Consider the following 22,204-nt stretch of genomic DNA (forward strand, 5'->3'; position numbering starts at 1 on the left):
CTATATCCGGTTTAGGGATTCATCGTTATTTTATGGCCGCCACCGGTATGCCAACCGATGGCGCAATAGAGCGATTCTACACACTCTGCCCAAAGGGGCAATCGCTAGGTTCAGTCAATTTGCTGATCTATCAGGATATCAGTGACCGCATCCTCGGCAATCACTACTCCGGCACGGGTTCCCTGGCGATCTCCAAGCTGAGCCTGCGGACTTCCGGTGCTGGATAACCGCACGATAATATCCACAGATTCCATATCGCCCAGCGAACTGCCGGGCAGCATCAGGTTGCTGTCATTAAGCTCAATCTCAATCGGCAATTTATCGACGGTGACTTTTTTAACCGCCAATGGAGGGCCGGCTGTAACACCGGGGCGGCGGGCTATGACAAACAATACATCGCCGTCATTCAAGGACAATGTATTGGCCAGAACTATCTTCAACTTGATAGTAGCCTGAACGTCACTTTTCCCGGATTCCGCCAATTTGGCACGAGCAGTTTCAACACCACTGGTAATCAAGCCCGACAGCTCATGATCTTTTGGCAACAGGGTCAGCGCCCTTTCCCAGCGAGCCAGCGCGCGCGGGTAATCACCCTCATCAAAGGCAAACCGACCACTCAATACCAATACCTGTAAATCATTGGGAGAAATCGTGGCCAAACGCTCCAGCAAAGAAACAATCTCGGGAGTTGGCAGGCCACCCGCTACCTGAAAAGCAACTTCAAAGTATTCTTTCAGTAGTGTTTCGTCGTTGGGAGAGAGCTTTTCCGCTTTGCGGTAAGCATCCAGCGACTTTTCCAGTTTACCTTCGTCACTGCTGAGTCTGGCGCTCAACACCCAGTAATAGAAGTTATCCGGATCCTGCTTCAATCGCTGGTCAATATTGGCAATCATCCGTTTACGCAGCACAGGCAGCTGTTCCGCATCCTGGCCCTCGAGCAGTTGATTAGCCTGCTGCAAGTCTTCGACAATGGCCAGATCACGACTGGCACCCAGCTGGTTGTAAGTCAACACGGCCGCCACCGGCAGCAAAATAGCCAGCACCCAGATCAACCAGTTGCCTCCAGCCACTTTGACTCCAATGAGCTCGGAGCCCCCTTTTTCCTCTTTCAATAGATTGCGCTGCAATTCGGCCTGCAGCGACTCAAACTGGCTGTTATCCAGTTCGCCACGCTGCACTTGCTGCTCCAGCTCTGCCAAATGCTCCCTGTACAGATTCAGGTTGGCTTTGTGGTGGGAGAGACCAGCGCCTTGTGCAGAGCGCCACAATAGCGGCACAACCAAAAACAGCAGCGAGATTGAAATCAGTGCCGCAAAAGTCCACCAGAGTATTGTCATGAGCGGGAGTTATCCTTGGTTTCGCCATTTAGGAGGGCATTCAAACGCTGCTGTTCCTGCTCGCTCAGCTGGCCATCACTATGTCGGCTGCGCTGACGGCGAACTACCAGAATCACCACAACAAGAGCTATAAGAAGCAACACTGCAGGCGAAAGCCACAGCAGATAGGTGGATTTCTTGAATCGAGGCAGATAGGTGATGAAATCACCGTAGCGATCAATCAGGTAGTCAGTGATTTCTTTATCTGTTTTTCCGGCTTCCAGCATTCGCACTACAGTACGACGCAGATCCTGGGCAATGGGGGAATCGGAGTCGTGGAGATTCTGATTCTGGCACTGGGGGCAGCGCAATTCATCCAGCAATTCAAGATAGCGCTCACGCAGCTCTTCAGAAGAAAATGTCTGAATTTCTACTGCGCTGGCCACTGAAGTAGCCATCAATCCTGTCACCAGCAAAAAAATTCGCAACAACGCTGTCACCAGCCATCACCTCTTAGGAAATAAGCTGCGGATTATAGCCAAATTCCCTTTCAGACTCCTCTTTTAGCCCTCTATTGACTAAAAAATCAGCACAAAACTGCGCCTGACCAAGATATTGCAAAAAAATTTCGAAAGACGATTGACCCGACGTCTGCGATATGTAGAATACGCAGCTCCCAAGGGGTGGTTAGCTCAGCTGGGAGAGCAACGGCCTTACAAGCCGTAGGTCACAGGTTCGATCCCTGTACCACCCACCAATTTCTGAAGCATTGCTTCTGAATAGAGTTGGCGCAAAGACATCAGTGAATGACAGGCCACTGATCGAGCTCCACTCAAAACTGCGGCCCGGTAGTTCAGTTGGTTAGAATGCCGGCCTGTCACGCCGGAGGTCGAGGGTTCGAGTCCCTTCCGGGTCGCCATATACGAAAAAGGGCTATCTCTTTGGAGATAGCCCTTTTTCGTATATGTGTCCCAATCCTCCACACACACCACCCATTTATCGAAACTGCCAAGTTTACTTGCTAGTTTCCTGTACGCATAACGCTTTAGTTTTGTGCCTCAAACCCAGAACTCCCCAGCTCTGTTTTCAGAACACGCTGCAAGCACATCCCTGTGAGCTCGACGACAGCATCCATGCTGTCGACGGTTCTGAAAACAAAGCTGGGGAGTTCTTCATTTCGTGCCGGAACAAGCCTTGACGCCACAGAAAGCTCAAGCCTTTATCGCCTCACTCTCACTGACAATACTGCTCCCCATCAAAAACTCTGTACAAGCCATACCATCCATTGGTTTTGCCAGGAAATACCCCTGCACAAAGTCACAACGATAAGCCTCAACCAAATCCAACTCCTCTTGTTCCTCAACCCCTTCCGCTACCACAGGAAGATTCAACGAGTGAGCCAGCTCGATGGTTGTGCGGGTAAGAACCCTGTTTTGCGAGTTATGGGGAGCATTGCGTATCAGGCTGCGATCAATTTTCAGGAAATCTATCGGCAAGTTTCGCAAATGAGTAATAGAGGCAAAGCCAGATCCGTAATCATCCAGTGCAATGGTCACACCCAGCTGCTTCAGCGCCTGAATGGTTCCCTGGCAAGCCTGCAAATCCTGGATCAGCTGCCCCTCGGTGATTTCCAGGGTGATATCTTCCGCCGGAATACAGTATTCAAGCAGGCAGCGGCGGATTGTGTGCACCAGCGTATCCGTATAAAGCTGCCTGACAGAAACATTAACCCCAATGGCAAGCTTCAGGCCTTTTTGGCGCCAGGCGCTTAACTGCCGGCAAGCCTGCTCAAACACCCAGATACCCAGGTTATTTATAAACGTACTTTTCTCGGCAATGGGAATAAATTTCCCTGGGGATATCGCCCCCTTTTCAGGGTGATTCCATCGCACCAGAGCTTCCACCCCCATCGGAGTACGACTTCCGGAAATGAAAATCGGCTGATAAACCAGGGATAACTCCCCCGCCCCCAAAGCCTCCGGCAACTCACGTTGCAACTCCAGGTTTTCCGCATGCTGAATGCTGAGCTCCCGGGTATAAAGCTGGTAGCGGGATGTTTCGTTGGATTTCGCTTCGTACATCGCCACATCGGCGTATTTCACAAGATCCGCCACACTCTGCGAATGGGGAAATGAAGAGATACCAATACTGATCGGTACATCCAGCTCGCCTTTACTGGTGTGCACCGGTGGCTGCAGCACCTCCATAATTTTCTCAGCTACAGAGCCCAGCTCTTCAGATTGACCAACATTTTCAACCATCAACACAAATTCATCGCCACCCACACGAGCCAGGCAATCCTCTGTGCGTGTCACCCCTCTAATTCGCTCGGTGACGCAACAGAGAACTTCATCGCCAACACTGTGCCCGTAGGTATCATTAACCTGCTTGAACTTGTCGAGATCAATATAGAAAAAGCCGACGCTGTGGTTGTTCCTCTGTGCTCGAGCAATAGCCCTTTCCGCTTCCTCAAAGAAAAACTCGCGATTGGCGACCCCGGTCAAATGGTCATGACTGTTTGCATGACGCAAACGCTCATTGGATCTGGTCAGGGTTTCCAGCGCCACATCCAGTTTTTTCTGGTTAATTACCAATTCACGTTTTGCCCCTTCAACAGCGTGATAGGTTTTAATGAATTGAATAATCAGTGCAGCCATCGGCACCAGTACCGCACCAGACTGAAGCACAGAGACCACCAAATAATCTGAAATCAATAACTGGCCAGACCCAAATAAAAGGTTTGTCTCTATAAGCAACAAAGGCAACAGCATCAATACAACTGCAGCCGAAATTTGCGTCTGCGCACGCAAAGCTGTAACAACCAGCAACGGGGATGAAAGCAGTAAACAAGTGAACGGGAAAATCAGTTGCAATGTCTCTGGCAAAGCCAAAATAATTCGGGGAATGGTCGAAAGTACGGAGAAAAAAACGGCCAGAAGCACCATATAAATGACGACCACAGAGCCAGGCTCACGATCACTCAACCAAGCCTGCCCCCATAGCATCATTACTACACTGTGAACCCCTATCAATAACAGGGTCGCTGGCAATAAATACCGACATGCCATCCAGCAATTCACCATAAACTGGCCATCACTTCCTGCAATAGAGTTTTGGAGTACGGCAAAGCCTTCAACAACACAAAATGCCAAAAGACCGATACCAATTAATGGCGTTACGTAGTCATCGGGATCTATGCCGAAGTGAGTCAGCGCAAGAATTGAGGTTAGAGCTACCGCCATCACGCCAGACCAGGCAATCAAGGTATGTACGATGTCAGCATCAACATCCAAAGAGATACTGGCAGCCTGCAGTAACAAAGGAGATATGCATACAAAAAGAGTCATGACTGCCAACATCAGGAAGCACCTGAAACTGCAGATTCCCTGACTCTTAAAACTGTCGGCTACCCGGCTGTGGAAAGCGAGAGCTAATGCGGCTTCTTTCATAGTTTTTAATCGTGACCGCCCAGGTTTGAAGCACTTTACCCGCCCCAACCTTGGTTATTATTCTGAAGTCGAGAGCCTACCCACACTCGATCCATGCTCGACAAAGATTCAAGCATAGACATATATCGACCAGGTCACAAAAAACTTAAGGGCACTTTTAGAAGTGCCCTTAATGATTTTCTGAAAGTAACTTTTTATAGAGGGGTTCAATTTCTGCCGCCCACAGCTCAGGCGTGAGTTGGCCGACGTGTTTGTAGCGAATAATGCCCTGTTTATCGACCAGAAAGGTTTCCGGCGCTCCATACACGCCCAGATCAATTACAAACTGCCCGCTACGTTCCGCCATAACATTACTGTATGGATTTCCGCGCTGCTCCAGCCAGGCAAGTGCATCGCTATCTGTATCGTCGTAATTTACGCCGATAATATTGATGCCACGCCCGGCCAGATCATTGAGAAAAGGATGCTCATCAATACAGACCACACACCAGCTTCCCCAAAAGTTGAGCAGGCTGACACGCCCCTCAAAGACGCTGTTATTGAGCTTAGCCTCAGAAGTCTGCAAGGATGGCAGCTCAAACGACGGGACCGGTTTACCAATCAGCGGCGAAGGTATTGCCTGAATATCCCGCTCAGAGGTGAGTGCCCACCACAACAATAGGCCAAAAGCGGAAAACGCAATGAGTGGAATAAAGCGTTTAAACTGCTGCACCTGTCACCCCGTCAATGACTTCATTTTTTGCTTTGGCGCGACGGTAACGCTTATCGAGCGCCGCCAACATTGCACCAAGCGCTACCAGAATGGCTCCAAGCCAGATCCAACGCACAAAGGGTTTTACCTGAAAACTCATCTGCCAACCCCGGCCTTCAGTCGGTGTCGCCATGGTCGCCATCAGATCACGCCAGAAACCGGCTTGCAGCCCAGCCTCAGTCATCCACTGATCCCGAGCCGAATAAAGCCGTTTTTCCGGCTTCAGCAAGGCAACAGTTTCACCGTCTTTTTCCACTCTGGTGAGAGCCCGGTAGCCGCTGTAGTTAGAACCTTCCACCGGCTCCAGTCGTACGAATTCAAAGTGGTAACCGGAAAGCTCAGCACTTTCTCCCGGCTCCAGGTTAACGTCGATTCGGGTTTCATAAATAGACGTCAGCGCCACGCCTAATAAAGCCACGGCCAAGCCACTGTGGGCCAGGGTCATGCCGTAGTAGCTGCCTTTTAAACGCCGCAGACCTTGCCAACGTGATTTACTGTTAGCACTTTTGCGCCACAAGTCGTCGACAGTTACAGCCAACACCCAAACACCAACCGCTACCGAAAGCGCCGCCAGCCAGGAGTACTTATCGCCATACAGCAGCGGGAACAGACCACCCACTACAACACTGAACGGCAGAGGCCAGCGAATTTGTGCCATCAAGCTGGCTAAATCGTGCCGCTTCCAACGCAATACTGCACCAATTGGCAACAGCGTCATCAACAGAAGAAATACCGGGCTGAACACCAGGTTAAACCATGGCGCTCCAACAGATGCCCTACCCAATCCCATCCACTCGTACACGAGCGGGAACAAGGTGCCGATAAAAACAATGGAGAGGGCAATCATCAACAGAATGTTGTTGAGCAGTAAAAACATTTCCCGGGAAAGCCACTCAAATTTGGCAACCCCTTCAATCACATGGCTGCGCAGGGCAAACAGCAGCAGCGAGCCGCCGATCACCACACCCAGAATGGCGAGAATGAAAATACCGCGTTCGCTGTCAAGGGCAAAGGCGTGAACCGAAGTCAGCACTCCTGAACGCACCAGGAAGGTACCCAGCAAACTCAGCGAGAATGCCAGAATTGCCAATAACAGTGTCCAGGTCCGGAAGATCCCGCGCTTTTCCGATACCGCCAGACTGTGCACAAGGCCAGCGCCAGCAAGCCAGGGCATAAAGGAGGCGTTCTCCACCGGATCCCAGAACCACCAACCACCCCAGCCGAGTTCGTAATAAGCCCACCAACTGCCAAGGGCAATACCGATGGTCAAAAACGCCCAGGCAGTGTTGGTCCAGGGTCTCACCCAACGAGTCCATGCAGTATCAAGGCGGCCACCAATGAGTGCCGCCATAGCAAAGGCAAACGCCACAGAGAATCCCACATAACCCATATAGAGAACCGGTGGGTGAATAATCATCCCCACATCCTGCAGCAATGGGTTTAGATCGTTGCCGTCGCCGGGGAAAACCGGAAGGATTCGCTCAAACGGGTTGGAGGCAATCAGTAAAAACAGCAGGAAACAGACATTGATGCCGCCCATCACCGACAGCACTCGCGCCATAAGGGTTTGCGATAAATTGCGACTGAACAGCGCCACTGCAAGCGTCCACCCTGCCTGCATCAATTCCCACAGTAAAAACGAACCTTCGTGAGAACCCCATACAGCGGTGAATTTGTAGATGTCCGGCAACTGGCTATTGGAGTTGGCAGCTACATAGGCAACCGAAAAGTCATCGTGCAGAAAAGCGTATGCGAGGCACAGAAAACCGAGGCTCACAAACACCATCTGGCCCAACGCCAGCGGACGCGCCATAGCCATCCAGCGCTGATTACCCAGCGCTGCACCCCAGATTGGCACAACCGTCAGAACGGCGGCCAGCAACAGGGCAAGGATAAGTGCAAAGTGCCCTAGTTCGGGGACCAGCAGCAGACTATCACTCATAAACTTGTTCCAATTCCTTCAAGCTAGGCTGCTGCTTTTGAGGACGGTGTTTTTCGTGCGCCTCTTCCATGGCACCTTCCATCGCTTCAGCGACTTCCGGTGGCGTGTAGTTTTCGTCGTGTTTGGCCAGCACTTCGTCAGCCTGGAATACACCGTTGTTATCCATGCGCCCCGCCACTACAGCGGCCTCACCTTCGGCAAACAGGTCCGGCAGAATACCGGTGTAATTCGCCTCCAACTGGGCTTCGCCATCGGTAATTTTAAAGCGTACAAACAGCGATTCGCTGTCGCGCTCAACACTGCCTCGCACCACCATTCCGCCAGCGCGGATTCGGGCATCACTCGGCGCCAGGCCGGCAAAGATTTCTTTCGGGGTAAAAAACAGGTTCAGGTTAGTACTCAGAGAGGACATGATCAGCGCCACACCAGCTGAGGCCACCGCAACGATAAACAAAACCAAAATCAGGCGTTGCTTGCGTACTGGATTCATCACTTACACCTCTTTACCGGTATGCATAACCGCTTCTTCGCGGCGCACCTGACGGTCTATCTGTTGCAACAGTGCTCGCTTGCGACGCAAAGGTGCTACCACCAGAAAAACCATTAACAGCAGTGAAATAACTACCGCCGACCACACATAGGGGCCGTGGCCGCCCATGTTCAAAAAGGCACTGAAACTGTCGAACTGAAACAACCTTATTCCCCTCTCTTCAATCGTGCAGCTGATGGCAACAACTCGCGAACCCATTTGGTGCGTCGCTCGCGGAACAGGATTTCACTGCGAGTAGCCAATATCAGCGTCAGCGCATAAAAACCGTAGAATCCCAGAATACAGACAATCAGCGGGTGAAACATATCCGGATGCATGGATGGCGCTTCGGTCAACTTGATGGTGGCGGGCTGGTGCAGGGTATTCCACCACTCAACCGACATATAGATGATCGGTATGTTAACCGTGCCCACCAGCGACAACACTGCACTGGCCTTGTTGGCCGAGTCCGGGTTGTCAAAAGCTTCCTGCAGGGCAATCACCCCCAGGTATAGGAAAAACAACACCAGCATCGAGGTAATACGCGCATCCCAGACCCAATATGTACCCCAAGTCGGTTTACCCCAGATCGCACCGGTAATCAGGGCGATGGCGGTCAGCACTGCGCCGATAGGGGCAGCTGATTTCATTACCATATCTGCCAGCTTCATCTTCCAGATCAGTCCAACCGCTCCAGAGATGGCCATGATGTAATAACCGGCCAGCGCCAGAAATGCTGCCGGCACATGAATATAGATAATGCGGAAGCTGTTGCCCTGCTTGGCGTCCATCGGTGCAAATGCCAGCCCCCAGGTCAGCCCCACCAGCAGCAGCAGCGCAGTGATAACGGCAATCCAGGGCAGCCATTTGCCGCTGTTCTGATAAAACCATTTGGGCGAACCGAGTTTATGAAACCACGCCCAATTTCTAGCATTACTAGCCATGCATACTCACCTTAAGCGCACCCGATGTGGCAAACGGAGAAATCAAAAGAGACAGAGCCAACAGCGCGCCAACAACACTCAGTGTGCCACCAACTGCAAAGCCATCAACCGCGCGCTGAACACTGCCAGCGCCAAAAATCAGAATCGGTAGATAAAGAGGCGTTACTACCAGCGATAACAACAAGCCACCTCGACGCAGGGAAACCGTCAGCGCCGCACCTATGGCACCGATCAGACTCAATGCCGCAGTTCCCATTAACAGACTGACAATCATCGGCAAATAACCAGCCTCAGGCAACGACATCATCACCCCCAGCAGCGGGGAAAGAATGGTAAGTGGCAGACCGGTCACCAACCAGTGCGCCAGAACTTTCGCCAGCACCAATAACCACACCGGCTGAGGGCTAATCAACAATTGCTCCAGCGAACCATCCTGATAATCGCTTTGAAACAGGCCATCAATCGAGAGCAGCGTCGCGAGCAGCGCCATCACCCAGATTATGCCAGGAGCGATCTTGGCTAACTGCTCTGGTGACGGGCTGATTGCCAGCGGAATCATGGTCAGAACGATTAGAAAAAACACCAGTGGATTAGCCAGCTCTCCACGGCGCCGAAACGCCATCAGCAGGTCTCTTTTGAGCACCGCCGTGAAGCCACTGTGCAGCGGGCGAACCGGTAGATCGAAATTCATCAGGCAGCCAGCTCCAGAGTTCGAACCGAGTCGATATTGAGTGGCTGGTGAGTGGTTAACACCACTGCCCCGCCCCGCTCAGCGTGCTGGCGAATCAACTGCTCCAATTCGACCACCCCCTGCTTATCAATGGCGGTAAAGGGCTCATCCAGAATCCACAGCGCGGCACCACTCAAGTGCAACCTCGCGAGTGCCACTCGACGCTGCTGACCGGCAGAAAGGCTGTAACAAGGCACATCCTCGTAACCAGCCAAACCCACCTGCTTGAGAGCTTGGGAGATTGTGCAGTCTGTACGGGTAAGACCGGTTTGAGTCATCCAACCCAGATTCTCTTCCGGCGTCAGTACCGCCTTGATGCCTGACTGGTGCCCCAAATACAACAGGTTACTGGCGTATTCAGTGGCGCACTGTCGAACCGGCTTGCCGCACCAGCGCAGCTCGCCACGGTTTGGCACCAATGATCGGGTAAGAATTCTCAGCAGCGTAGTCTTACCGGCACCATTTGGCCCCGCCACCTGGACAATATCGCCTGATCGCACACTCAGGCTGAGGTTTTCAAACAGCACGCGATCATCCCGCTCAAAGGCGAGTTGTTCGGCAGACAGCAAAGTTTGATTGCTCAACGGTGTGCACCATTTCAGGAATAAAAACAGCGCACATTATACAGAAGCAGCACGCCTGTTACAGACTGTTACAGTGCGTCAAATCAACTGGTGAATGGTTTGTGAGAAACGGATACAGGCCCCACGATCCAGCTGTCACTGGAGTGAAAGTAGATGGATACAAAAAAACCGCCTCTTAAGACGGTTTTTCAGGATCAACTAGTCGTCGAAGTCGTAATCGTAGTCGCCCAATTCGCGCTGCAAGCGGCGCTGCTCGAGTCGCTCTTCCAAGCGACGCCGGGCGTCAATTTCCATACCGGCAGTGATATTGGTGACTACATCATCATCACTGACTTCTTCACTTTCAACTTCTTCGAAGTCGTCATCCAATTGTTCGCGGCCCATATTCAGACACCTATATAGACAACAAAGTCAGATAACCCGCCTGCCCACACACCTTTTGAGGCTTAGATGCAGACCCCAAACTGACGACGAAAATCGCCTCCAATTTGTCGCAAAATTATTATGAAAACGGCATTTCGGCAAGAAAAATAAACCTTTATTTTTCAATGACTTGAAAAATAATTCACACCATGAGACGGTCAACGCTTCCTACAAAGAGAAAATCGGCCTTTGTGGCGATAAAAAATGTGCACTTCGTCACTATTGGCGGTTACCCTTAACAACAGCCATTTCTTTCGGATATAAGCATGCTGAAACGCTATCAATCCATAGTCGTTCTGACAGGCGCTGGCATCTCAGCCGAGTCGGGCATTCGCACATTCAGAGCCGCCGATGGATTGTGGGAAAACCACCGAATTGAGGATGTCGCCACCCCGGAGGGATTTGATTGCAATCCCGCGCTGGTTCACGACTTCTACAATCAACGTCGCCAACAACTGCTGAGCGAATCGGTACAGCCCAACGCCGCCCATAACGCCCTGGCTGAATTCGAGCAGCTTTGGGGTGGAGAGTTCTTGCTGGTTACCCAGAATATCGACGATCTGCATGAACGCGCCGGCAGCCGCAACCTGATTCATATGCACGGTGAACTGCTTAAACTGCGTTGCCAGCACAGTGGAGAAATCCACTCCTGGGATTCCAACGCATCAATCGAGGACCACTGCCCTTGCTGCCGCTTACCCGGAAACCTACGACCCCACGTGGTCTGGTTTGGCGAAATGCCGCTAGAAATGGAAGGAATCTACGCTGCACTGGCAAATTGCGATCTGTTTGTAGCCATTGGCACCTCGGGCAATGTCTACCCGGCGGCAGGATTTGTCCAAATGGCCCGTGAAGCCCGCGCCCACACCGTGGAAATCAATCTGGAAGCTTCCAACACAGCCTCATGGTTTGCAGAGAAGATTCAGGGTACTGCCACCGAGCAAGTACCACTATTTTTCCAGAAGATCCTGACTACCAGTTGACCCAAGTCATCCCCTAACTCCCGGCACCGTCCTACCATGCAAGCATCCGGTATATTTTATAAACAGGATGCCATGAGCCATACAACGATTGAAAACGCGGCAATTATTCCAGCGGCCTTTGAACACCTTTACCATCCAGGGCCAAAATGGGTTGATCAGCGCTTCACCAAAGATATCCATCTGCCCAGCATATCTCCGCTCGGGTTATCCATCACTGTGGATGATCACTGGAGCAGTGATCTATTTGACGGACTTCTAAGGGAACTGTCCCTGTACAGCACCCTGATTGGAAAGTACCGCTCCGTAGAGCAAATTCGCTTCCGTGGTGCCGGCATAAATCAGCTCAGCGCTGCCGAATTAACTGAATTGGTTCACCGTATTGGCAGCCTGTTTCCCATGCGTGACAGCGAGAATGGTGAATTCGGTATTGATCTGTGCCACGCAAGTGTTAATCCAAACACCCTGGCGCTACTGAAAGGGTTACGCTTCAAACAACTGCGTTTACATTTTGGTGATTGCGCTGAATTATCTCAAAATGACTGGATGAATAAGGTTGCCGACAATATCGACCTGTTCAGCAATTTTGGCTTCAAGGAACTGCAATGCCAGATCCACCTCAAGCATTTCCGCGATCCAGCCAGACTGAAGCAATTACTACTTAGCCTGCTACTGTACAGTCCACAGCAAATTGAGTTGTCGGGAATTGAGGATCATTCCCGATCAGAACCCAACCGTGAAGACCGCAACTACTATCTTGGTATCATTAAATTACTGACCGAGCGTGGCTATACACTCTTGGGCAATCATGTTTTTATCAGCCGGGACAACCACCTGTTTAAAAATTTGACCGAGCAAAACCTGCAATTCACCCCATGGGGGTTCAGCTCGCCAAACATCAAAAACTGGTTTGGCACCGGTATTGGCGCCCACGGTCAGCTGGGTAACTACCTCTACCGAAACACCAGATCTCCCGAGCAGTATTTGCAGCTACTGAGTGAAGAAAAGCTACCCTACCAGCAGCTCGCTACCAATGAGATCCCCAATGAACTGCAAGCCTTGCTTCAGTCACTGTTTTGCTACGGAAAAATCGAAAATCACACGGTTAAAAGCCTGCCGACATCTTTGCAATCCGGGGTTACTCAAGAGATTTCAAGGGCTGCCGAGCAACTGTGGCTGGAGCATGACAGCCAACAGTGGCACCTGACTCTGTCCGGAATGGTATTTCTGCGCCAATTCTACCGACACCTGCTGGAGGCAATGCCCGCGAATAGCGGTGTGTCTCAACAACAGAAATGCTTATAATGCTGACTACTGCGATAGCCCGCATTCCAGAGGCAGAGAATTCCATGACAGCCAACCCACAAGAAAAGAAGTGTCCCCACACACAGGTTAGTTGCGGCGACTGCCGCATGAATGCACTGTGCCTTCCGCTGGCACTGCAGAACGACGAAATTGACCAACTCGATAAAATCGTTCAACGGGGCCGTCCGTTCCATAAAGACGACAACGTTTACCATGCCGGAACAGAGTTTAAATCCGTGTATGCGGTACGTAGTGGCTGTATTAAATCGTTTTACGTAAACGATGACGGTCAGGAACAGGTCACCGGATTTTTCCTGCCGGGTGAAATTTTCGGGATGGACGGCATTGGCCACAACAAATACGTCAATTCCGCCGTTGCCCTGGAAACCTCAGCCGTTTGCGAAATTCCCTTCTCTCGACTGGAAGAACTGAGCTCAAATATTCCTTCGCTTCAACGCCACTTTTTCCAACTGATGAGCCGTGAAATTACCAACGATCAACAGTTGATTACCCTGCTCAGCAAAAACAGCGCTGAAGAACGTGTTGCCACTCTGATTTTGAGCATTTCCAGCCGCAACGCTCGCCGCAAACTTTCCGGCACCCAATTGCGCTTGCCAATGTCCCGTGCCGATATCGGCAACTATCTCGGCCTAACCGTTGAGACTGTTAGCCGTGTTTTCAGTCGCTTCCAAAAACAGGGCATTCTGGACGTCGATAAAAAAGAGATTACCATTCTTGATCTCGACGGTTTGCGCGCACTGGCCAACACTTAAAATTTTATTTTTCCCAAACAAAAAAGGCCGGGCAATGCCCGGCCTAAATACAAGTCCCAATCAGAACTTGTAGCTCAGAGAGATCATCGATACCAGCGGATCGATGGATACATCAGTTTTTATTGTATTACCCCCATCGAATTTGAAAGTTGCTTCAGTATCAATGTCGGCATACCAAATTGATGCGTTCAATTGCCACTTGTCGTTGATGGCATAATCAATACCAGCTTCAAAAGCGAGACCAATAGAGTCATCCAACTTCAACGAGCCATTACCCAGCACCCCTTCCAGATCACTTGCGACATCTTCCGAGAAGAACTTGGTGTAGTTCAATCCAATCCCAAAGTAAGGCTGAATATTGGAAGCTCCATCCATTGGGTAATATTGCAGTGAGAAAGTCGGCGGCAGATGCTTGGTAGAACCGGCATTAACTGTTCCCAGACCCAGTGCCCCTGTATTGGCAACAATATCGTGCTCAAACGGAGTAGCTGCCAGCACTTCAACACCCCAGTCGGAACTGAGCATGTAGGTGAAAGTTATACCCAACTGTTCGTTGCTTTTAACACCAGCCTCGGAACCACTGATTGCAGTACCATCCAGTGCCAGCTCGGAGCTACTGTCGTTGGGCTGTACGGATGCCACACCAACGCGAAGTATTTTATCTCCTGCGTCGTATGCGGAAGCGGCAGACGCTCCCAAAATCAGGGCACCGCCCAGCAGAGTGTTAATAACAATTGAGAGTGGTTTGCGCTTGCTCATCTGACTATCTCCAGATACTTGTTGAATCATCTGGGGCCATTAAAACGCGTTTGGATTTTTGGGTAATTGATCTGGATTAACTAGAGCGTCGAGTTTTAATACTCGCTGTACCACCGAAAGTGAAAGACATGGATAGGGTACGGCTTGCTGTGACCGTGGCCAGCATGGATGCTGGCCCCGAGTCCCCATGGATGACTCTTTATCTATGGGGAGTACGACGTGTCACAGCAAGCCGTACCCTATCCATGTCCGCACCGAAACAATCGGCTGTATATATTAAAATTCAGCGCTTTTTACGCAGAGGTGTAAAACCTTCCTGCTCAGTGCTGTCAAAACTCCTGCGGGGAGCGGGCTTTTTCTCTGCCGCCGCTTTACGTTTTGGTGCAGGCTTTTTAGCGGCAGTTTTCCCAGTCGCTTTTTTGGTTTGCTTTTTCTTTTTGGTGCCCGCGGCCTTACCTGATGATTTCAGTTTTTTCGGGCCCTTGTATTTACCTTCCAGGCCGGCAACCTTGCGGCGCTCAAAACTGATGTTCAGGTAACGCTCAATGGAATTCATCAGATTCCATTCGGTGGCAATAATAAAGGAGATCGCTACACCCTCTTCTCCGGCGCGACCTGTTCTTCCGATTCGGTGAATGTAATCATCACCACTGCGAGCCATATCAAAATTCACCACCAGCTCGACACCCTGGATATCCAGGCCACGAGCAGCAACGTCGGTAGCCACCAGCACATCCAAATGGCCACGACGCATCTGGTCCATCACAAAATTGCGCTCGTCCTGAAGCATATCGCCGTGCAGCACACCAGCGCGGACTTCGCTGTTTCTTAAAAACTCGGCCACTTTATCCGCCTGCACAATAGTGTTGGTAAACACTACCGCTTTACCCGCCTCTTCCTGCTGCAACAATTTCAACAGCAGTTTTTTCTTGTGCTCAACATCGTCTGCCAACACGATTTGCTGGCGAATACTGCTGTGTTTATTGCGAACACTGTGAACAGTAACGGACTCCGGATCACGCAACACGGTATCTGCCACTTTGCGTATTCCACGATGCTTCAGGGTAGCCGACAACAACAGCGTTTGGCGATTGGGCTGGCAGGTACTGGCAATGGCCAGTACGTCTTCGCTAAAGCCCATATCGAGCATGCGATCGGCTTCGTCGAGAACCAGCATCTCCAAGTCGGTAAAATCCGCTGTGCCTTTTTCAATGTGTTCCAGAATACGGCCAGGGGTGCCGATAATAATCTCCGGGTTTTTGCGAAGAATGGCGCTCTGGTATTTGAACTGGGCTCCACCGGTAATTACATCTGCTTTCAGGTGGGTAAATTTTTTCAACTTCAAACAGTGCGCCAGCACCTGGCGAGCCAACTCACGGGTTGGGGTCAACACCAGTGCTCGAGTACTGGTGTTGGGGGAATCGGTTTCCAGAAATTTTTGCAGCATCGGCAACAGAAAAGCTGCGGTTTTACCACTGCCCGTTTCAGCAGTGATCAACAAATCCTTGCCTTCCAGAGCCAGGGGAATTACCTGCTTCTGAACATCAGTAGGCTCACTAAATCCCTCTTTGCCAAGCGCCATTTCCAGTCGCTCGTGAAGGTCAAAGTCCTCAAACATCACAACCTGGTCGTTGGTATCAGTCACGCTTGCTACCCCCCATACAATTTGGCGATTGCGGAGCAGAAACGCGCTCCCCCCACTCTTCTGGCGTGTAAGTGTGCAGAGCCAGCGCATGCACACCACCGGCCAATTCATCAGAGAGAAGCGAATAAACTGTCTGGTGACGTTTTACTTTTCGTGTCTCGGAGAATTGCTCGCTGACAATCACCACCTTGAAGTGGGTTTCCGAGTTGGCGGGCACCGAGTGCATATGACTTTCGTTGTGAACTTCCAGATGGCTGGGGTTTAACGCCGCTGCCAGCTTCTGCTCAATCTGAGACTGGGTATTCATGGAATCTCGTTAGGATCTAAATGAGTAAAGGGAGATTATAACCCAGTATCAACGAGCGTCGGTGGTTAAGGAGTGCTTGGTGTAGATATCAAAACGGGTTGATTTACCGGTCAAGCTGTAGCTGGGAGCCAGCCCAGCCAGAAAAGGCGCCGGTGTCGGGCGTTTAACCACTACCCGGTAATAGGTTTTTTGAATCGCCAGAGACAACAGGTTGTCCGAGTCTTCATCCGCACCCACCAGGGCATGAAAGGCCTGCATCTCTTTTTTGACCTTGGCACTTTTCTGCCGACCAGGGAACATCGGGTCGAGATAGATTACATCGGCGCTGTCATCTGCCATCGCCTCAAGCTGACTCCGGGCATTACCCTGTTGCAGGTGCATTCGCCCGGCGATGGTCACCAGCTCACCATCATCGCTTAACCTGGCCCTCTCAATGCCGTCGGCCAGTAACGCGTGAACAACAGGGTTGCGCTCCACAAGGCTCACAGTGGCCCCGAGAGATGCCAGCACGAACGCATCACGACCCAGCCCGGCCGTGAGATCAAACACCTGCAGGTTTGCGCGCTTATCCAAGCCAACCGCACGAGACAAGTCCTGCTTTTTGCCACCGCCAAATTTACGCCGATGAGCATTGGCCCCTTCGACAAAATCGCAGTAGATAGCACCCGGCGCTTTTGGGCCGGTAAGTTGCAAACCGAGACCACGCTCGGATAAAACCAACACACAGCAAAAAGCCGCCGATGATGGCGGCTCTTGCGGGATATTGTCGAGAAAGCTTAGCGACAGCTGGTCAGCGAGTTGCCGCGCCGGGACTTCATATCCCTGCGCGGCTACAACTGCACAGCGCTGTGCTGCTGTAAATTCAGACAATTAGATCAATTTCCGGTAGGTTGCAGCTCGATCTCAACGCGACGGTTTTGCTGACGACCGGTTTCAGTGTCATTGCTGGCCACTGGATAGCGCTCACCGTAACCGGTGGAGAACAGACGTCCGGCAACTACACCCTGGGACTGCAGATACTGACTAACACCAGCAGCACGGCGCTCACTCAGGGTCTGGTTGTACTCGGAAGCACCGGTAGAGTCAGTGTGGCCGTAAATTCTGACGTTGGTTTCGTTAAACTCTTTGATCACGATGGCTACAGACTCAAGCGTCGGGTAAAACTCCGGGCGCACTTCGTAACGATCAGATCCAAAAGTAATATTGCTCGGCATTACCAGGCGAATATTGTCACCTTCGCGCTGAACTCGAACACCAGTACCCTCAAGCTTTTGACGCAGCTGAGCTTCCTGGCGATCCATGTAGTAACCGATACCGGCACCAGCGGCTGCACCTGCAGCAGCGCCATACAGCGCCCCTTTCTTGCGGTCACCATCACGGGCAGCGGCACCGACAACAGCACCTGCCAACGCACCGATTCCTGCACCCTTGGCGGTATTACTGGTTTTTTGTTCGCCAGTGTAAGGATCGATAGAGGCACATCCAGCCATCAGGACTACAGCGCCGATTGCAATCAATTTCTTCATAAAAAAATCCCTCTTGCATTCTAATTTGGCCGCCGGAACAGGGCGTTCCAGGAAAAACGGAATCACATGATGCCAGCGAGTTTAACGCTTTTCCAGTAGAGTTATGAGATCTGCCTATCCGAGCACACTTTCCTTTTTGACCCCAAGGCTTATGACCACAAATTGCTCAATTTGCGCCTTCTTTTACAACAAATCCAGTTACCCACATCTTCTGTGGATAACTTTGTGAATAGCTTTTTTGTAACCATCGCAAACGCCCATATTACGCGACTGCCAGCAAACTGATGACTTTTTAAACAAAATAAAATATCAATTAAAATCAACAAGTTAGATAGGTTACAAAAAGTACAGGGAGAACTATTGACGTTTGATGACAGTTTAGATAGGTCATTTACGCACTGTGGACATAAATGATTAATTGGAGACTGGATTTGTCAAAATGGTCCGTAAGAAACAGTCTAAACCAGTTGCAACCAGCCAAACCCCTCGTCCTGACAGGCATAGTGAACCTCTTTGATTTCACTCACCAGGGAGGACACTGCCTCCTGCACTTTCTCGATAGCGTTATTTTTCAGGCTGATATGCCCTAACACCAGGTGCTGAAGACGATCTCGCTCAACCTGACTGAGTAGATCAGCGCACTGAATATTATTCAGGTGCCCCCAATGGCTGCTAACCCTGCGTTTCAACGATTGGGGATATGGGCCTGAAGCCAGCATTTGAAGGTCGTGGTTCGCCTCCAGTAAAAGTGCATCACAACTGCGGTAAGACTCAACAACATGGGGAGTAACACTACCTAGATCCGTCAACACCCCAAGGCAATGGCGATCACTTCTAAACAGGTATTGAACGGGCTCCCGGGCATCGTGGGGTACTGCTACAGGCTGCACTTCAAGCTCACCAATATTCAGTGCCTGCTCACCTTCGATAAGGTTTACAGCCTGTTCATCAACTTTGCCGGCCCTGGCCGTGCCTGCTGTGAGGTATACCGGTATTTTGTAGCGGCGTGACAGCGGCATCACACCTTTAAGGTGATCGCCGTGTTCATGGGTAACCAGAATTGCGCTTAGCTGCTCCGGCGTTCGCTCCAGTCGAGCCAGCCGTTTAACCGTTTCGCGTATGGAAAATCCGCAGTCAACAAGTAAGCAGGTGTCGCCACACTCTACCAGTGTGGCGTTGCCTTTACTGCCACTGCCAAGGGAGGCAAACCTCACAACAACCTCAGGAGAGGTTGCCGCGAAGTTCTTTCAGAAGGCGCAGGGCCGCTTTCTCTTCAGGATTAGAACCGTCCGGATTTACGATTCGGACCTCGACACCCTGGTCGACGGTTTTCAACAGAATATGGTAATCCACCCGGCGCGACTCTTCGTCATCCGAGCCAAACCAGCCGCTGAACCAGCCGCCGTCCTCGTCCTCGGATTTGAGCTGGACGTAGAAAATACCCTCGTCACGGTTTTTATCGACGGTTTTGAATTCGCCACGCTGCGCAGAGTAATCCACTGAGGCCCAGGAGCGCTCAAAGCTGAGCTTAATCAGGATGTAGGGTTCAGCACCTTTCGGGGTAACCACTTCTACCTTCGGCTTGCCACCGATTGACTGCGCCAGCAGGGACACAGTGCTATCAGACACATCCCCTGCCAGGGTTTCTGCCAGCAGCTTGAGAACTTCTTGTTCCCGAGCAGAATCATTGGAGGCTTCCGGCCAGGTCTGGGCAGATTCGGAACCTTTCATCGCCTGATTGTGCAGCACGCTGACTTCGGTTGAATTCAACTGAACACCCGGCTCAACTTTTACACGGAAGCGATGCGAATACTCTTCGTCATTTTCAAAGTTGACCCACACGGTTTCCATAATTCCGTCGCTGGCATTGGCCACTGCTGGCGGCAATGCATTACGCGAAAGCGCATTGCGCACTTTGGGCCACACTTCTGCTGGAGAAGCCTGAACCAGTGCCCAACTCTTGTCATCCAGGGATTGAATCTTGATCTTGTCTTCAAAACTGACTTCAGAAGCACGACGCGGACGAGGAACTTCAAACTCGTTAGGAATAACCGTATCGTCAGCAATCGAGGGGATCCGGTAAACCTCACCCAGACTCTCCGCATCCATACCTTCTGGCACATCGAGAACCGCTTGCTCCTCGGCAAGTTGATAATCATTACTGCGATCGCGAAAGGTATCACCAAACAGACCACACCCCGTCAAACTCAGAGAGGCTGCGATCGCTATTGCCAGATTCTTCTTGGTCATTATATTCCTCGACAATAATCGAAATTACAGAACGCCGGCGCCATTCATGGCACTGCGAACCTGTTCATGAAACTCTTCGGAGAGCTCGGTCAGCGGCAAACGGATTGCCTTGGACATCTTGCCCATTTCTGCAACCGCCCACTTTACCGGAATCGGGTTGGATTCAACAAACATAGCGTGATGCAGTGGATCCAGAACCGCATTCAAAGCCCTGGCTCGCTCCGCATCTCCATCCAACGCCGCTTGACACATCTCGGCCATTTTTTCAGGAGCAACGTTAGCGGTAACAGAGATATCGCCTTTACCACCCATCAGAATAAATTCAGTGGCAGTGAAATCATCACCGGAATAAATCGCAAAGCCTTCCGGACAGGTTTCGATCAACTCTTTAGCTCGTTCCAGATCACCAGTGGCTTCCTTAATACCCACAATATTGGGGAGTTCAGCCAGCTGGCGAACCGTTTCCGGAAGCATATCCACACCAGTACGACCCGGAACGTTATACAGAATCTGTGGGATATCGACAGATTCAGCGATCAATTTGTGGTGAAGGTACAGGCCTTTCTGGGTTGGTTTGTTGTAATACGGAGTCACCAACAGACAGGCATCCGCACCGGCGTGCTTGGCCTGGCGAGTTAGTTCCAGCGCTTCTTCCGTGGAATTACCACCCGTACCCGCAATAATCGGGATGCGGCCATTTGCAGCCTGCACTACCAGGCTCAACACCGCCTTGTGCTCGCCCATATCCAAAGTCGCTGATTCACCGGTTGTACCAACAGCAACAATAGCGCTGGTGCCCGCCTCTACATGCCAGTCGACCAACCGTTTAAGGCTGGCCCAATCCACCAGATTGGAGTCAGGCATCATCGGGGTTACGAGGGCAACAATACTGCCGGTGATCATAAAAATTCCTTATGTGTTATATGGGTAAAGGAGAGCTATGGTACTGGTCACCGCAGAACGGCTCAAGCACCTTTGCGCCTCTTTCTGCGGCTTCGACGGCGTTTTTCGACCGAATAGAGAGAGGGTTCACCTTCAGGACGAGTTTTAAAGCGACGGTGTACCCACAAATACTGTTCCGGACACTCGCGAACAAACTGCTCAACCAACTGATTGACTCTCAGCGTATCATTTCGTTCATCGCCTGTAGGGAAATTCTCGAGTGGTGGGTGAACCTTGATCAGGTAGCCGCTGCCATCCGGCTTGCGATGGTGAGTAAAAGGAAGCACCGCTGCATTGCCTTTGCCTGCCAATCGACTGGTTGCCACCACGGTTGCCGCTTCAACACCAAAGAAAGGCACAAAGATACTCTGGTTGCGCCCATAATCCTGATCCGGCGCATACCAGAGAACGCGCCCCTGACGCAGCGCTTTCAGCACACCGCGCAGATCGCGTCGCGGGTAGGCACGAGATCTCTGGCCACGTTTTTCCCTACCCTTGCGCTGCACATAATCAAATACCGGATTATTGTTGGGGCGATACATACCATCAACACAGGCTTTACTGTTAATCCCAGCTGCACCCATCTCAAGTGTGGTGTAGTGCAGGGCCATCAACAGGGCGCCGCGGCCATTGAGGTTTTCCAGGTTTTCGAGACCTTCAAATGTCATTAACCGATTAAAGCGTCGCGCCGACCACCACCAGGCAATGCCGGTTTCAAACAGGGCAATACCACTGCTGGCAAAGTTTTCTTTTAAGAGCTTGTTACGAGCCTCTGCACTCATTTCCGGAAAGCAGAGTTCAAGATTGCGCTCAGCAAAATAGCGGCGCTTTTTACCAGTGTGGTACATCAGCCAGCCAGTAAATCGGCCCAGCTTGAGCAGCACCGAATACGGCAGCATTACCAACAGACGCCAAAAACCCAGACCAATCCAGGTCAACCAATGTTTTGGGTGCAAAAGAGCACGTGAAAAGTGAGGGCGAATTTCCATGGAGCCGACTTTAGTCAAAAGTTCGGCATTATAGCGGCTATTACGCTGTTGGTCAGATCG

General features: G+C 51.2%; 23 protein-coding genes and 2 tRNA genes. 5 read left to right on the forward strand and 20 right to left on the reverse strand.

The window, feature by feature from the left end; genetic code table 11:
* Positions 1 to 110: 110 nt before the first annotated feature.
* Positions 111 to 1,337 carry a c-type cytochrome biogenesis protein CcmI gene (gene ccmI, locus QP938_08445; protein ID WIO73334.1) on the reverse strand — a complete coding sequence of 409 codons (1,227 nt, stop codon included), beginning with the start codon at positions 1,335 to 1,337 and terminating at the stop codon, positions 111 to 113.
* Positions 1,334 to 1,816 carry a cytochrome c-type biogenesis protein CcmH gene (locus QP938_08450; protein WIO73335.1) on the reverse strand — a complete coding sequence of 161 codons (483 nt, stop codon included), beginning with the start codon at positions 1,814 to 1,816 and terminating at the stop codon, positions 1,334 to 1,336. The genes ccmI and QP938_08450 overlap by 4 nt, the downstream gene beginning before the upstream one ends.
* Positions 1,817 to 1,997: 181 nt before the next feature.
* Between QP938_08450 and QP938_08455 the strand changes: the two genes are divergently transcribed.
* Together QP938_08455 and QP938_08460 are read left to right on the forward strand one after the other, a co-directional pair.
* A tRNA-Val gene (locus QP938_08455) sits at positions 1,998 to 2,073 on the forward strand.
* Between the two features lie 85 nt (positions 2,074 to 2,158).
* Positions 2,159 to 2,235 (forward strand) — tRNA-Asp (locus QP938_08460).
* 292 nt (positions 2,236 to 2,527) lie between these two features.
* Here QP938_08460 and QP938_08465 read toward each other — a convergent pair.
* The 9 genes from QP938_08465 to QP938_08505 all read right to left on the reverse strand — a co-directional run bounded on the left by QP938_08465 (position 2,528) and on the right by QP938_08505 (position 10,629).
* Complete coding sequence (locus tag QP938_08465; protein ID WIO73336.1) at positions 2,528 to 4,675, reverse strand: EAL domain-containing protein; 2,148 nt, start codon at positions 4,673 to 4,675, stop codon at positions 2,528 to 2,530.
* 259 nt (positions 4,676 to 4,934) lie between these two features.
* On the reverse strand, positions 4,935 to 5,477 hold the full coding sequence (locus QP938_08470; protein ID WIO73337.1) for a DsbE family thiol:disulfide interchange protein: 543 nt from the start codon (positions 5,475 to 5,477) through the stop codon (positions 4,935 to 4,937).
* On the reverse strand, positions 5,464 to 7,458 hold the full coding sequence (locus tag QP938_08475; GenBank protein WIO73338.1) for a heme lyase CcmF/NrfE family subunit: 1,995 nt from the start codon (positions 7,456 to 7,458) through the stop codon (positions 5,464 to 5,466). Before QP938_08475 ends, QP938_08470 begins: the two co-directional genes overlap by 14 nt.
* The gene (ccmE, locus tag QP938_08480; GenBank protein WIO75643.1) at positions 7,451 to 7,948 is read right to left on the reverse strand and encodes a cytochrome c maturation protein CcmE; all 498 of its coding nucleotides are present in this window, start codon (positions 7,946 to 7,948) and stop codon (positions 7,451 to 7,453) included. Before ccmE ends, QP938_08475 begins: the two co-directional genes overlap by 8 nt.
* Before the next feature lie 3 nt (positions 7,949 to 7,951).
* Complete coding sequence (gene ccmD, locus QP938_08485) at positions 7,952 to 8,152, reverse strand: heme exporter protein CcmD (protein ID WIO73339.1); 201 nt, start codon at positions 8,150 to 8,152, stop codon at positions 7,952 to 7,954.
* Positions 8,153 to 8,154: 2 nt separating this feature from the next.
* Positions 8,155 to 8,931: a heme ABC transporter permease gene (locus tag QP938_08490; GenBank protein WIO73340.1), complete on the reverse strand. Its 777-nt coding sequence runs from the start codon at positions 8,929 to 8,931 to the stop codon at positions 8,155 to 8,157.
* Positions 8,924 to 9,622 carry a heme exporter protein CcmB gene (gene ccmB, locus QP938_08495; protein WIO73341.1) on the reverse strand — a complete coding sequence of 233 codons (699 nt, stop codon included), beginning with the start codon at positions 9,620 to 9,622 and terminating at the stop codon, positions 8,924 to 8,926. The genes QP938_08490 and ccmB overlap by 8 nt, the downstream gene beginning before the upstream one ends.
* Positions 9,622 to 10,245 (reverse strand): cytochrome c biogenesis heme-transporting ATPase CcmA, encoded by a 624-nt coding sequence (gene ccmA, locus QP938_08500; GenBank protein WIO73342.1) that lies wholly within the window; start codon positions 10,243 to 10,245, stop codon positions 9,622 to 9,624. The genes ccmB and ccmA overlap by 1 nt, the downstream gene beginning before the upstream one ends.
* A 198-nt stretch (positions 10,246 to 10,443) precedes the next feature.
* Positions 10,444 to 10,629 carry a hypothetical protein gene (locus tag QP938_08505; protein ID WIO73343.1) on the reverse strand — a complete coding sequence of 62 codons (186 nt, stop codon included), beginning with the start codon at positions 10,627 to 10,629 and terminating at the stop codon, positions 10,444 to 10,446.
* A 305-nt stretch (positions 10,630 to 10,934) separates the two neighbouring features.
* Between QP938_08505 and cobB the strand changes: the two genes are divergently transcribed.
* The 3 genes from cobB (at position 10,935) to fnr (ending at position 13,726) form a co-directional block, all read left to right on the forward strand.
* On the forward strand, positions 10,935 to 11,651 hold the full coding sequence (cobB, locus tag QP938_08510) for an NAD-dependent protein deacylase (GenBank protein WIO73344.1): 717 nt from the start codon (positions 10,935 to 10,937) through the stop codon (positions 11,649 to 11,651).
* Positions 11,652 to 11,723: 72 nt separating this feature from the next.
* Entirely contained in the window at positions 11,724 to 12,953 is a 1,230-nt protein-coding gene (locus QP938_08515; GenBank protein WIO73345.1) for a hypothetical protein, read from the forward strand.
* A 44-nt stretch (positions 12,954 to 12,997) separates the two neighbouring features.
* Complete coding sequence (gene fnr, locus QP938_08520; protein ID WIO75644.1) at positions 12,998 to 13,726, forward strand: fumarate/nitrate reduction transcriptional regulator Fnr; 729 nt, start codon at positions 12,998 to 13,000, stop codon at positions 13,724 to 13,726.
* A gap of 60 nt (positions 13,727 to 13,786) precedes the next feature.
* Here the strand turns inward: fnr and QP938_08525 are convergent, their stop codons facing one another.
* The 9 genes from QP938_08525 to lpxL all read right to left on the reverse strand — a co-directional run bounded on the left by QP938_08525 (position 13,787) and on the right by lpxL (position 22,144).
* A complete protein-coding gene (locus tag QP938_08525) occupies positions 13,787 to 14,485 on the reverse strand; it encodes an OmpW family outer membrane protein (protein WIO73346.1) in 699 nt (232 codons plus the stop codon).
* 283 nt (positions 14,486 to 14,768) lie between these two features.
* Positions 14,769 to 16,130 carry a DEAD/DEAH box helicase gene (locus tag QP938_08530; GenBank protein ID WIO73347.1) on the reverse strand — a complete coding sequence of 454 codons (1,362 nt, stop codon included), beginning with the start codon at positions 16,128 to 16,130 and terminating at the stop codon, positions 14,769 to 14,771.
* A complete protein-coding gene (locus QP938_08535; GenBank protein ID WIO73348.1) occupies positions 16,123 to 16,437 on the reverse strand; it encodes a BolA/IbaG family iron-sulfur metabolism protein in 315 nt (104 codons plus the stop codon). Before QP938_08535 ends, QP938_08530 begins: the two co-directional genes overlap by 8 nt.
* 48 nt (positions 16,438 to 16,485) lie before the next feature.
* On the reverse strand, positions 16,486 to 17,307 hold the full coding sequence (locus tag QP938_08540; GenBank protein WIO73349.1) for a class I SAM-dependent methyltransferase: 822 nt from the start codon (positions 17,305 to 17,307) through the stop codon (positions 16,486 to 16,488).
* 5 nt (positions 17,308 to 17,312) lie between these two features.
* A complete protein-coding gene (locus QP938_08545) occupies positions 17,313 to 17,963 on the reverse strand; it encodes an OmpA family protein (protein WIO73350.1) in 651 nt (216 codons plus the stop codon).
* Positions 17,964 to 18,421: 458 nt separating this feature from the next.
* Positions 18,422 to 19,177 carry an MBL fold metallo-hydrolase gene (locus QP938_08550; protein WIO73351.1) on the reverse strand — a complete coding sequence of 252 codons (756 nt, stop codon included), beginning with the start codon at positions 19,175 to 19,177 and terminating at the stop codon, positions 18,422 to 18,424.
* Positions 19,178 to 19,184: 7 nt separating this feature from the next.
* Positions 19,185 to 20,213: an outer membrane protein assembly factor BamC gene (gene bamC, locus QP938_08555; protein WIO73352.1), complete on the reverse strand. Its 1,029-nt coding sequence runs from the start codon at positions 20,211 to 20,213 to the stop codon at positions 19,185 to 19,187.
* 24 nt (positions 20,214 to 20,237) lie between these two features.
* Positions 20,238 to 21,116: a 4-hydroxy-tetrahydrodipicolinate synthase gene (gene dapA / locus QP938_08560; protein WIO73353.1), complete on the reverse strand. Its 879-nt coding sequence runs from the start codon at positions 21,114 to 21,116 to the stop codon at positions 20,238 to 20,240.
* Positions 21,117 to 21,178: 62 nt separating this feature from the next.
* A complete protein-coding gene (gene lpxL, locus QP938_08565; GenBank protein ID WIO73354.1) occupies positions 21,179 to 22,144 on the reverse strand; it encodes an LpxL/LpxP family Kdo(2)-lipid IV(A) lauroyl/palmitoleoyl acyltransferase in 966 nt (321 codons plus the stop codon).
* Between the last annotated feature and the right edge of the window lie 60 nt (positions 22,145 to 22,204).

The sequence above is a fragment of the Porticoccaceae bacterium LTM1 genome (genome assembly GCA_030252795.1).
GTDB lineage: Bacteria > Pseudomonadota > Gammaproteobacteria > Pseudomonadales > Porticoccaceae > SCSIO-12696.